The sequence below is a fragment of the Alistipes sp. i18-0019-D1 genome, assembly GCF_042852885.1.
Lineage (GTDB): Bacteria > Bacteroidota > Bacteroidia > Bacteroidales > Rikenellaceae > Alistipes.
Map to the genome: position 1 here is coordinate 1,769,551 of NZ_AP031424.1, position 12,647 is coordinate 1,782,197.

9 protein-coding genes are annotated in these 12,647 nt (G+C 53.3%); all 9 read left to right on the forward strand.

Annotated elements, in window-relative coordinates; translation table 11 throughout:
- The first annotated feature begins 61 nt into the window (after window positions 1-61).
- The 9 genes from ACGHP5_RS07345 to ACGHP5_RS07385 all read left to right on the forward strand — a co-directional run bounded on the left by ACGHP5_RS07345 (window position 62) and on the right by ACGHP5_RS07385 (window position 12,644).
- Window positions 62-982, forward strand: a complete 921-nt coding sequence (locus ACGHP5_RS07345) for a helix-turn-helix transcriptional regulator (RefSeq protein WP_390568274.1) — start codon at window positions 62-64, stop codon at window positions 980-982.
- Window positions 975-2,864: a leucine-rich repeat domain-containing protein gene (locus tag ACGHP5_RS07350; protein WP_390568275.1), complete on the forward strand. Its 1,890-nt coding sequence runs from the start codon at window positions 975-977 to the stop codon at window positions 2,862-2,864. The genes ACGHP5_RS07345 and ACGHP5_RS07350 overlap by 8 nt, the downstream gene beginning before the upstream one ends.
- A gap of 371 nt (window positions 2,865-3,235) precedes the next feature.
- Complete coding sequence (locus ACGHP5_RS07355; protein ID WP_390568276.1) at window positions 3,236-4,930, forward strand: hypothetical protein; 1,695 nt, start codon at window positions 3,236-3,238, stop codon at window positions 4,928-4,930.
- 241 nt (window positions 4,931-5,171) lie between these two features.
- The gene (locus ACGHP5_RS07360) at window positions 5,172-5,465 is read left to right on the forward strand and encodes a helix-turn-helix domain-containing protein (protein WP_337797204.1); all 294 of its coding nucleotides are present in this window, start codon (window positions 5,172-5,174) and stop codon (window positions 5,463-5,465) included.
- Window positions 5,455-6,450, forward strand: coding sequence for a hypothetical protein (locus ACGHP5_RS07365; RefSeq protein ID WP_390568277.1), 996 nt, complete (start codon window positions 5,455-5,457; stop codon window positions 6,448-6,450). The genes ACGHP5_RS07360 and ACGHP5_RS07365 overlap by 11 nt, the downstream gene beginning before the upstream one ends.
- A 1,044-nt stretch (window positions 6,451-7,494) precedes the next feature.
- Window positions 7,495-8,397, forward strand: coding sequence for a 16S rRNA (cytosine(1402)-N(4))-methyltransferase RsmH (gene rsmH, locus ACGHP5_RS07370; RefSeq protein ID WP_337771343.1), 903 nt, complete (start codon window positions 7,495-7,497; stop codon window positions 8,395-8,397).
- Between the two features lie 4 nt (window positions 8,398-8,401).
- Complete coding sequence (locus ACGHP5_RS07375; RefSeq protein ID WP_337755684.1) at window positions 8,402-8,917, forward strand: FtsL-like putative cell division protein; 516 nt, start codon at window positions 8,402-8,404, stop codon at window positions 8,915-8,917.
- A 6-nt stretch (window positions 8,918-8,923) separates the two neighbouring features.
- Complete coding sequence (locus ACGHP5_RS07380; protein ID WP_337771344.1) at window positions 8,924-11,185, forward strand: penicillin-binding transpeptidase domain-containing protein; 2,262 nt, start codon at window positions 8,924-8,926, stop codon at window positions 11,183-11,185.
- Between the two features lies 1 nt (window position 11,186).
- Window positions 11,187-12,644, forward strand: a complete 1,458-nt coding sequence (locus ACGHP5_RS07385; RefSeq protein ID WP_295903612.1) for a UDP-N-acetylmuramoyl-L-alanyl-D-glutamate--2,6-diaminopimelate ligase — start codon at window positions 11,187-11,189, stop codon at window positions 12,642-12,644.
- Window positions 12,645-12,647: the final 3 nt, after the last annotated feature.

Below are 12,647 nucleotides of genomic sequence, written 5' to 3' on the forward strand. Positions count from 1 at the left end.
CGAGAGCTTCCGTCGAGTTTTGGCGGAAGCTGTTTTTATCTTTGTGAAAAACCTTTGAACGATGAATGCCTTGACGAATAACACCGCGACCTTGTTTCGCCGTTATCTGTGGCTCTTGGACGTGATTTACTCCGCGGGCCGTATCACCCTTGATGAAATCCGCGTCCGTTGGCAGCGGAACGAGATGTCGGGCGGCGAGGAACTGCCCCGAAAGACCTTTGAGAACCACCGGAAAGCCGTTGAAGAGTTGTTCGACGTGAATATCGCCTGCGACCGCCGGACGAACGAATACTACGTCGAATGCGGCGACGACATGGTGCGCGACGATCTGCGCCGCTGGCTGTTGGAAACCTTCGCCGTGAACGACCTCTTGGTAAATAGTAAACGCCTGCGCCGACGGATCGCGTTGGAGCCGATCCCCTCGGGTTACACCTATCTGACTACCGTACTCCGAGCGATGGAGGAGAACCGATGCCTGGAGATCGTCTACCGCCATACCTACGATGAAAAACGAGAAAATCGTTACGAGGTCGAGCCTTACGGATTGAAGGCGTTCCGGAGGCGCTGGTATCTGATTGCTGACAGCGTGGAAATGGGTGGAATTTACGCGTTCGCCCTCGACCGGGTACGTAGTATGGTCCCGACGACGAAAGCGGCTGAAATCCCCTCGGATTTTGATTGTGCCGAATTCTATGCCGACGCCTTCGGAATTATCCGTGAACGGGACCGGAAGGCCGAACGGGTCGAAATCCGCGTCTTGGGGAAGCAGGCGAACTACGTCCGGGCTCTGCCCCTGCACCCTACCCAGCGTGAAACCGAATGGACCGCGGAATATTCGGTGTTCGAATACCGGTTGGCGCCGACTTACGATTTTCGGATGGAACTGCTCTCGAACGGCGCGGACGTGGAGGTGTTGCGCCCCGCGTGGTTCCGGGAAGAGGTGAAAAATGTGGTTGCTAAAATGATGGAAAGATATGAATAATCCGTATGATAGGCTGATAATTAATTGTTATACGCGCCGTGCGAGAAAATCGGCCGTAGAAACGATCCTATCTAATTGTAATAAATTAGAAGCCGAAGCGATACCAACCGTAACTTTTCTATGGAACGAGGACGAAAATATAGGTTGCTCGTTTTTTGGTAAATATGTTCATGAATGTGAATTTGATATTGATAAAAATGGTACTCGAACGAATGCTCACAATCTGTCTCGCCTTCTTGAAAATATACGTCGAAAAACCGTCGAGGACGGAAAACGAGCGTTTGTAGTCGATATTGGTATTTTTGAAAGAGATTCGACGGAAATGCCTATTCCCTTGTTCTGCCATCGTTTGAAAGAATTGGCGGACGAATTGGATGTAAAAATTATGGTTTTCTTTTTTGTGCGAGCGAATGAAAATGCCCCTATTTATATAAGTGCTCCCGGAGGTTCTCAGCCTATTGAAGAGGTTTTTGCTACGGCTGATTATGATTATGAACGAATAGAAAGCCTAAAAGAAATTGTTGAGATTCCCGACCCGAATTTTAAGCGATATTTAGTCAAAAATTTTGATAAAGACGGTGATGGCGAAATTTCTGTCGTTGAAGCGTTGATGGTAACTCGAATTTTTTGTAAAGATAAGAAAATCTCGTCCTTAAAGGGAATCGAAGCGTTTGAAAACCTTGTACAACTGACTTGTTCTTTTAATGACCTTTGCGATTTGGATATTAGTCAGTTGAACGAACTAATTTACTTAGACTGCCAGCATAATCGGCTAACTTATTTAGATTTATCGGGAAATAAATTGTTGAGAATATGCTGGTGCGGTTATAATTCGATTGAAAAACTGGATGTATCGAAAAATAGTGAACTCTATAAACTTAACTGTCAGAATAACGTATTAAAAACGTTGAATGTCCGTCGAAATAAAAAGCTATTCCGATTGGATTGTGCCAATAATAAATTGACCTCGTTAAATCTGACGAAGAATCCCGAACTGAAGCAACTCCGTTGCTTTCGGAATCGACTGCGGAAACTCGATGTAAGCAAAAATCCGTTACTCCAATATTTGATTGCTTCCGAAAATAAACTGGCATCGCTCGATACATCCTTAAATCCGGACTTGATAAGTCTTTTTTGTGCTATGAATGCCCTAAATTCTCTTGACACTTCAAAGAATCGGAAATTACGTTATCTTAGTTGCCATGATAATAATTTGACTTCGCTAAATTTAACGAATAATAAGAAATTAGTTGAATTAGATATAGAAAATAATAAAATCTCGGATATTGATATAAGTGGTTGTAAAAATTTGACGCGATTGAATATAACTGAAAATAATATCAATACTTTAAATGTAGCCCAGAATCTTAAACTATGGTGGCTATTTTGTGATAGTAATAAGTTGTCAAGTTTGGATTTAATGAATAATCGTAAATTAGCGAAGCTATCTTGTCATAATAATAAACTGTCTTCTCTTGATCTATCGAATAATTTAGAACTAAAAGTTCTCTATTGCGGGGCTAATGCATTAAAAGAACTTGATATAACTAAAAATCTGAAACTTAAATATCTTGATTGCGGCGGAAACTTATTAAAAGAACTTGTTGTAAATCGAAATTTAAAGATTAAAAACTTATATTGCTACAAGAATTGCTTGAAAAATCTCGATCTTTCTAATAACACAGAACTTGTTGAAATCTCTTGTGAGGATAATAATTTAGAAAATATTAATATCAGTTGTAATAAAAAGTTAACAGAGTTTTGTTGTGATAATGATATAAGTCCTTATTTTGGTGATAATGAAATGCGATTGGATGATTGTAAGTGGATGAATGAAGAAGGAGAACCGATAGAGGCACGTTTTACGTGCTATTATAGATAGCGATTTTTGTTATAGAAAAGATATAGGCTTCGATTTGTTCGAAGCCTTTTTTGTTTGTTTTTTCCGAGGCCGATTGTTATTTTTGTTGACGATATAGGACGAGCGCCTTTTTCTTCGGATAAAATCTGGTAAATTTTGTACGGAAGAGGCGCGGTGTTCCTACGTCCCTTGGGGCGTAGGGCTGTTGCTTATTATAGTACGCGGGTTTACCAGAGCCTTTCCGAATATAATAAGTTTGCGGCTCTACGCCTTTTGTTGTTGAATGGCGGAAACGTAGACGATTGTGCGAAAATAATCCGCCCTTGCGCCGGGGATTGGCGGAAGCGACGGATAATTTTGCCGTAAAGAGTTTGTAACCGAAATAACGGTATATGGAAAAGAGTGAACTTTCGACGAGGGACCGGATGTGCTCCGTGGCGGGTGGTATGGCCGGCCTGCTTGTAGACCGGGAAATTCCGTCGCGGATGATCCCCTTTCGCGGAGAATTTCCCCTGCTGAATATGATTGAGGCGAGACGGTTTCGGGAGGCGATCCGCTCGACGATGTGGATTGAGGACCTGCCCCCGAAATTCCTGTATGCCGCCGCCGAAGGGAGCCGGATAGCGAGATTGGAGCGAGAATTTCGACACTATCTGTCGAGAAACGGATTAAAGAGCGGCGATTTTGAAAAGTTGGAGGACGCCGAAAAATCGGAATGGTTGCAGTGGTGGATGGAGGCCGATTCCATCAGCGCCGACGATCTCGTCGTCAAAAAATACCGGGATGAAGCCACCCCGGTCTCGAAATCCCTCGGCGACCCGGCGATGCCGGTTGCTGAAAAGCGGGAAATCTATGACGACCTTGTCACCCGACGGGCTTATTGGGACGATCTGTGTTTCGAGTTCGGGCGGGTTAGCTGGGAGAAAAAGCTACTGAACCTCGCCTTGTACATCCATTACGGCGGGGATTTGGAGGTTGTTTTGGCCCGCTATAAAGAGAACCACCCCGACTATGCCGACCGGATTCCCCACTCGTTGGCGTACTATATCAGCTACCTGCGGACGGGTGAGGCGACCTCCGTGTTGCATTATTTTCTGTTGGAAAGGGTCTGCCTCTCCGAAGGTCAGCTAACGGCCCTGCTTACTGCCGAACTCCGCGAACGGCTGGAAGAGGTGTTTTGCTGGGACGGCGGGACGAATAGCGCGTGGACGATCGGGATCGACTACCGGGGCGAAGAAAAAATGAATGAAGCCGTCGCCCTCGGTGTTGAAAAAGGGCGAGAATATCTTATCTTTGGGAACCTAACTATTAAACCTTTTATTATGGAAACGAAAGAAACCTTGCTGAAAGAAAACCCGTGGCGGGTAGTGGCCGAAATGTTGGCGGAGAAAGACTATGCCGAGGCCCCGGAAAATCTTGTCTGCCCCGACGAACGGGCCGTGATCGACGCCTATAACGAAACGGCTCCCGATCTGCGGAAAATCCGCTGCGAGGGTGTGCCCGAACCCGTGCAGGGCGATTTCTTTAACGCGAAGGTGGCTCTTTTGACGCTTAATCCCGGCTGGGTAGAGCAGACGGAGGAAATACCGGGTAACGCGGGAACCTTGAAGAAAATGACGCCCGACCAGCGCCGGAAATTCCTGCGAACAAAAGCCGATGCGATGCTCTTGAACGGGTGTCACTTCCCGACCGAAGACGAAGACCTGCTTGCTATTGACACGCGCTATTGGAATAACCTGCTCGGCTACGTGTTGAATCGCTGGCCCGATGCCCCGAAATACCTGACGATTGTGCAGTACTTGGGCTACCACTCTAAAAAGTACGGGAATATTCCGAAGCGGTTGATGAAATCGGAATCGGGACTGCTCCCTACGCAGGAGTTCGCCGTGAGGTTGGTTCGGTATCTGATGAATAAGGGCGTAACGATTGTAATTTGCCGAAGTGCCCGGCTGTGGTTTAACGCCGTTGAAGGATTGGAAAGTTACCCGAAACTGGTAGTGATAAATAATCCGCTACGCCCCTATCTGACGCCGGAAAATTGTAAAGACGGCGGATTTGAGAAAATCGAAGACGCGCTGAACGAATAGAACGCGGACGCTTCCGTTCCTCGTAGACCGCCCCTGACCGGGGCGGTTTTTTTGCGCTCGGTTAAAAAATTGAACCGTGAGGATCGTGTAGGATGCTCATTTTATGGTTCTTTGTAAGTGTCTTATTATCTGTTGATTAAAAAATGCGTTTGAGCTTTGTTTATCCACGACGTTATATAGAGTAGAAAGACGCTGGAAAACGGCCTTTTGAAATACTAAAATTAAATTAATTAATAGAATTATGAAAGCTATTAGAGTAAAAACTGAATGTGAGATTATCGTATCTCCGGAGATGCTCCAAACGCTGATTAAAGTGGGGATAGCCCAGAATCGGGATTGGATTATTAATTATCTTACGAAGGCTCTCCTCGGAGCGGAGTTGTTGACTGCGAAAGAGGTTGAAGACTCGATGAAGGTCAGTCGCTCGACGCTCTATCGTTGGGAGAAAAAGGGGTTGATTACGCCTATGCGCTACGGGCGTTCTAAGAGGTATTGTAAAGACGAACTTTTGAAATTGAAAAAATATGGTCGATAATATTACTTTGAAATGTTACGATAAGGAGGTCTATCATCACCTGCGTTATGGGACTTTTGTTGAAAAATCGAATTGGATAAATGGGAGATGGTATGATAAGTTGGTGTTAAATAATGGGAAATCCGGGGATGATGCGCATGATCTGATAATCGAATTTTACGAAGACTTTATGAAAATTTACGGTAGTATCCGAAAGTGGCACTACGGCGCGACTTCGCTGGATGATCTGACTAAAACGGATTTGGAGAAGGCTTGGCGGAAAGTGGCCAAACGACTTGGCATCTCGTTCGATACGTTGAGAACCTTTGAAATTTCCGTGATCGAAATAGGGCTGAACGTCCCGTTTGATATGGAATGTGTCGAAATGATACACCGAATCCGTGCATTTAAGTCGAAATGCTACGAGTTGAACGATTCGCGTCCTACATGCCGAAAGTTTGTTTCGGGATTTTTCACTGCTAAAATTTATGATAAAATCGCTGAAATAAATAAAGATAATCGGAACGTGCTAATACGGAATCCGGACCTCTACCCGGAGAAAAACGCCCTTCGGGTTGAATTTACGTTGAAAGGCGGGCGACGGAAGGTACTCTCCCGGTTGAAGGTAGGAACGCTCGGCGGACTGCTTGAAGAATATACCCGGATTGTGAATTTCTTTTGGCGGAATTGTCAGGCTTTTGCCTTTGATAATATAGGCCGTCGGCCGTCGTTCCGACCTAAACGGGGGAGCTTGAAGGAACTGACCGATTATTTCGTGATTCTGGGATTGGCAAGCCTATCTCATGCTGAATTGGACGGCTATGCCGGACTGTTGTCGAAAGGGGCTCAGCGCGACTTTAGAAAGTGGCTGCGGAGGCGTCACGAGCGGGAAAAGGATTACTTATACCCGGATTACCGTATTGAATTTACCGAGGCGATAAAGTGGCACTTGATAGATTTGATTAGGTTGAATAACCGCCAGAGGCGTGATAATATTGACTTATGATATAAGATAAAAAACGAGGGGAAATTACCCGCTGAATAAAGCTGGGTAATGCCTCTCGCTGTAAATGCTGTAAACGTTGTAAGAGACTGCTGTAATGAAATCGTTGTATATCGAAACGCCGTATGTTGTAATAAGAGCTCCTTGATGATCTCGTCCTCGCCTAATAGGAGAACCGTCGTATATTATTTCGCGCCGCGCCCTGTCAGGCTCCTCGACGTTCTATAATACGCGCCCTCGGCCAGCATTTCCGGCGTTCTCCGCCATGCTGTTGTAGATGCCGATTTCTACGCTCCTGCCGCTTCGAAGGAGTATTTACCCGTCCGAAGGAAATGCCTCCTGAAAATCGCTGTTTTCGGCCTTGTAGGCGAAGCTCCTGATTATTGGCGCTCGGAGGTCTTAGCCGGGTCTTTGTATTCGAGAAATACCCTAAATACGAAAGGATATTATTTCGGGCCGCGGCGCGGTGTGTTGTTGGAAATTGACCGTTATCTGCCAGCCTGCCTATGTCTACGTTTGGCGCGACGATACGATGTAAAAACGGGAAACTCTTGGAGAGGCCGATTTTAGGTCTTGGAAGCCTCCAGCGAACTACTTGCCCGGTAGGATAGGGAAACGCTTGGAGATCGTCCCTTTTGTCGTTGTATGGACGGGCTATTGCTGATGTGGAGGAATGACGGGTGCTAAAAGGAGTGTTGCTCTATTGGAATTGACGGCTGTAATAGCGAGTTCTGCGTTGGCGCGTTTGTTACGACGGTGTACTATTGAAGCCTACCCAGCGCCCCGGTCGAATAGCGGGTATAATAGTGCACTATTGAAGATGTGATTTATTATTTACTATTCGTGTATTGAAATGATTGTTAGAGAGTTTGGATTGTTGAAAATGACCGGGTTTTAACCCTGATTTTAACCCTCGTAATTTTTGCGCTCTCGTAAACGACTTAGAATGAGGCGGGAAATTATTGCCGATTATATTTACAAATATAGGTATTCTTTTTTGAAAATTCCCTAACTTTACACCCAAATAGACCCTTGCAAACAACTATTATGTCGCAATACCATACTCCCGTGCTGCTGGAAGAGTCTGTGGGACTGCTCGCTATCGAACCTGCGGGCACTTACGCCGACCTCACTTTCGGCGGAGGCGGCCATTCGCGCCGCATCCTCTCCTGCCTGGGGCCGGAAGGCCGTCTGTACGGTTTCGATCAAGACCGTGACACGTTGGAGAATTGTCCCGACGATGCGCGGTTCCACTACGTGGAGAGCAATTTCCGCTTCCTGCGCGGGGCGCTGCGGCTGCGCGGCGTGACGGAGGTCGACGGCATTCTGGCTGATCTGGGGGTTTCGTCGCACCATTTCGACGCCGTGGAGCGCGGATTCTCGTTCCGCGGAGAGGCTCCGCTCGACATGCGCATGAACCAGCGGGGACGGCTGACGGCGGCAGACGTCGTGAACAGCTACACCGCGGAGGAGCTGACCCGCATCCTGGACGACTGGGGCGAGGTCGAAACGCCGTGGAAAGTAGCCAACTGTCTGGTGAAGGCCCGCGCGGCGGCGCCCGTGACGACTACGGCGCAGCTGGTCGGAGCCGTGAAACCCTGCACGCCCAAAAAGGACGAGGCGAAATTCCTGACCAAACTTTTCCAGGCCCTGCGCATCGAGGTCAACGGCGAGATGGAGGCGCTGAAAATGGCGCTGGAGCAGAGCCTTCGGGTGCTGAAGCCCGGCGGACGGCTGGTCGTCATCTCCTACCATTCGCTCGAAGACAGGCTGGTGAAGAATTTCATGCGCAGCGGCAACTTCTCGGGGCAGGTAGAAAAGGACTTTTTCGGCCGTTCGGAGGCCCCGTTCGACCTCGTGACGCGCAAAGCCGTGACCCCTTCGGCTGAAGAACTCGACCGCAATCCCCGTTCCCGCTCGGCGAAGCTCCGGGCGGCCGTAAAACGCTGATACGATGTACCGCGACCACGAATTCGACCCGGTGACTCCCGAGGAGCAGGCCCGCCGCGAGCAGGAGGAGGAGTTCGCGCGCCGTGTGCGCCGCGAGGTGCGGCGCATGGAGCGCGGTGAAGCCGAAGAGGACCTCCGCGCCGACGAGGAGCGCGAGGCCGAGGAGCGGGCCGAAGCCGAGGAACGCGAACGCCGGGAACGACGCCGCAGGTCCAGCACCTTCTGGCAGCTGTTCTCGGGTACGATCCTCGTGCGCGAGGGCGTCTCGAAATACTATCCCTACATGCTGACCATCGCCGGGATGTTCTTCTTGAGCATCATGGTGATGTTCTGGTCGCTGCACCTCGACATGCGCTACACACGCCTCGAACGCGACGTGCAGAAACTCCGCGAACGCTCGATCCGCCTCCAGGAACAGCGTTACCAGCGCACGACCCATTCGGCCATCGTCGAACAGCTCCGGGCGCGGGGCATCGAACTTTACGACCCGCAGGCGCCGGGCGAGATCATCGAAAACTAAACGGCGATGAAGCAGGAACGTTCGAAGGTCAAAAGCGACATTCTGCTGCGGGTGAGGCTCCTGTACGTGCTCTTCATCCTCGCCGGAGCCATCGTGCTCGCACGGCTCGTCTGGGTGCAGTTGTTCAGTGCGGAGGTGGCCTACAACGCCGACCGCCTCGCCAGCCGCATCTTCACCGAGGAGGTCATCCCGGCGCAGCGGGGAAGCATCCTTTCGCGCGACGGCGAACCCCTCGCCACCTCGATCTTCCGCTATCAGGCCGCCTTCGACTTCGCGTCGCCGGGGCTGGATTCGCTCAAGACCTTCCGCGAACAGGCCGACTCGCTCGCGAAACTGCTGGCCGCCTTCTTCAGGGACAAACCCGCCTCGGCCTATGCCAAGCGTTTCCGCGAGGAGCACGCCCGCCGCTACCGGCTGGTCAATCCGCGCGACACCTCCTGCCTGCGTTCCGAAGGGTGGATTTCGCGCATGATGGACCGCATGCGGGGCGAAGAATATGTCAAACGCCGCATCTACGACACGATCCGCGACCATACGCCCGTGAATATCTTTCCCCGCGAGGTGGATTTCGCCGAGTGGGAGACCCTGCGGCGTTATCCGCTGCTGAACTGGAACATGGGCATGGTCTACCGGCTGATCGAGCGCGACGAACGCATCTATCCCCAGGGCGAACTGGCGCGCCGCACGATCGGACTGACGGGCGACAAGGGCAACTACGGCATCGAGGAGGCCTACCGCGAGGAGCTGGCGGGCCGCGACGGCAAAGCCCTGCGCCAGCGCATCGCGCGCGGCTTTTACGGCCGGGTGGCGGGCGGGGGCCACGAGGAGCCGGTGGACGGTTACGACATCGTCACGACGCTCGACCTCGACCTGCAGGATGTGGCCGACAAGGCGTTGCGGCGGCAGTTGGAAGCCCAGAACGCTTTGTGGGGCACGACGATCGTGATGGAGGTCCATACGGGCGAAATCCTGGCGATGGTCAACCTCGGCCGCAATGCCGACGGGAGCTTCGCCGAGCGCGAGAACTACGCCCTGGGCCGCAGCATGGAGCCGGGTTCGACGTTCAAGCTGGCGACGATGCTCACGCTGCTCGACGACGCCCGGATGCCCGTCTCGACGATTTACGACACCCACAACGGCGATCCGGTGACGGTAGGTCCGGCCAGGAACATCCGCGACTCGCACCGCGGCGACCGTGAAATCGACTTCCGGCGCGCCGTGGCTTCGTCGTCGAACGTCTATTTCGCCAAGGCGATCTGGGACCGTTACGGAAGCACTGGCAAAAAGCAGGAATACAGCGATTTTCTCCATAAGGAGCTGCATCTGGGCGAGACGGTGGGGCTGGAGCGCCTCGGCGAGCGGAAGCCCTCGATCACCACGGACTGGAAGGTTCCCGACCCGGGTGTGATGCTCGTGAAGATGTCCTACGGCTACCGCGTGCGGCTGGCCCCGATCCAGATGATCACCTTCTACAACGCCATTGCCAACGGCGGGAAGATGATCTCTCCCGTGCTCGTGCGCTGCCTGCGCCGCGGCGATCGGGTCGAGGAGCGTTTCGAAAGCCGTACCATCGCCTCGTCGATCGCCTCGCGGGCGGCGCTGCGTGAGGTGCACGAATGTCTGCAGGCGGTCTGTACCGAGGGTACGGCCAGCGCATTTTTCCGCGACACGACGCGCCTGCGGGTGGCGGCGAAGACCGGTACGGCGCAGATCACCGATGCCCGCAGCCGCGAGGGCCGCTACTACCTGGGTTCGATGGTGGCCTACTTCCCGGCCGACGCGCCCCGCTATACGGTGCTCACGACCATCGAAACCCGTGCGCAGGCCGGGAAAGCCTACTACGGGGGACCGCTGGCGGGTCCCGTCGTGAAGCGCATGGTCGATTACATCTTCAACCGCGGCCGCGACTGGTACGGCCGTGTCGACGACGGCGGCCCGCGCCGCTATCCCGACCGGATGAAGGGCGGCGATATCGCGCAGATCCGCCGAGTGGCCGACAAGTTGTCGCCCCGCGTTTCGTTCGAAAGCCGCACGGGCTGGGGGCGCGTGGCGGTGGACAGCCTCTCGAACGTCGTCATCGCGAGCCTGCCCGGCGACCGGGGCGTGATGCCCGACGTGCGCGGCATGGGGCTTAAAGACGCCCTTTTCGTGCTCGAAAGCCGCGGACTGAAGGTCCGCTTCTCGGGGCGGGGGGCCGTAACGCAGCAAAGTATTGCCGCCGGAGCGCGCATAGCACCGGGCACGGCGGTCGTCATAACGTTGAAATAGGATGAAAAAATTAACCGATATTCTGAAAAACACCCCCGTCCGGGAGGTGCGCGGCGATACCGCCGCCGCCATTGGCGGGCTGGTCTACGATTCGCGCGCCGTGAAACCGGGCGACTGTTTCTTCGCCGTGCCGGGGACGCAGAGCGACGGCCACGACTACATCCCCATGGCGGTTGAAAAAGGCGCGGCGGCAGTCGTCTGCGAGCGGATGCCGGCGGATGCGGCGGAGGGCGTCGCGTATGTTCTCGTCGGGGACTCGGCGGGAGCCATGGCCGATATGGCCGCGGCGTTTTACGGCTTTCCGAGCCGCGAACTGAAACTCGTGGGCATCACCGGGACCAACGGCAAGACCACAACTGTGACACTGTTGTACGATCTCGTGCGGGCGATGGGTTACAAGGCCGGGCTGATCTCGACGGTGGTCTACAAGATCGACGGCCGCGAGGTCGAAGCGACCCACACCACGCCCGATCCTGTCCGCCTGAACGTCCTAATGCGTGAGATGGCCGACGCCGGGTGCGAATACTGCTTCATGGAGTGCTCGTCGCACGCCATCGTGCAGGAACGCACACGGGGACTCGATTTTGCGGGCGGCATCTTCTCGAACATCACACACGACCACCTCGACTACCACAAGACCTTCGCCGAGTACATCCGGGCCAAGAAGCTCTTTTTCGACGGGCTGCCCAAGGGCGCTTTCGCGCTGACGAACGCCGATGACCGGAACGGGCGCGTGATGGTGCAGAACACCGCGGCGGCGGTGAGCACCTATTCGCTGCGCGCGATGGCCGATTTCCGCTGCAAGATCGTCGAGATGCACCTCGACGGCATGTTGCTGCGCATCGACGGGCAGGAGCTGTGGGTGGGGTTGCTGGGGCGGTTCAACGCCTACAACCTGCTGGCGGTCTACGGTACCGCGGTGCTGTTGGGATTGGACCGGGGCGAGGTGCTGCGCGTGCTGAGCATGCTGCACGCCGTGAGCGGCCGTTTCGAGAAGGTACAGGCGGCAAACGGCACGACGGCCATCGTCGATTACGCCCATACGCCCGATGCGCTGGAGAACGTGATCCAGACCATCGAAGAGATCCGCGCCCCCGGCCAGCAGCTGATCGTGGTGTGCGGCTGCGGCGGCGACCGCGACCGGACCAAGCGTCCCGAGATGGCTGCAATAGCCGTGAAATATGCCACGACTGCGGTTTTCACCTCCGACAACCCGCGCCACGAGTCGCCCGAAGCGATTCTCGACGACATGGCTGCGGGGCTGGAACCCGGAGCGCGCTACCTGCGCATCGCCGACCGCGCCGAGGCGATCCGCACGGCCGTGATGCTCTCGCGTCCGGGCGACATCATCCTCGTGGCGGGCAAGGGGCACGAAACCTATCAGGTCGTCGGCGACGTGAAGCATCCTTTCGACGACCGGGAGGAGGTCCGCAGGGCCTTCGATGTATTGATCAAATAAAAA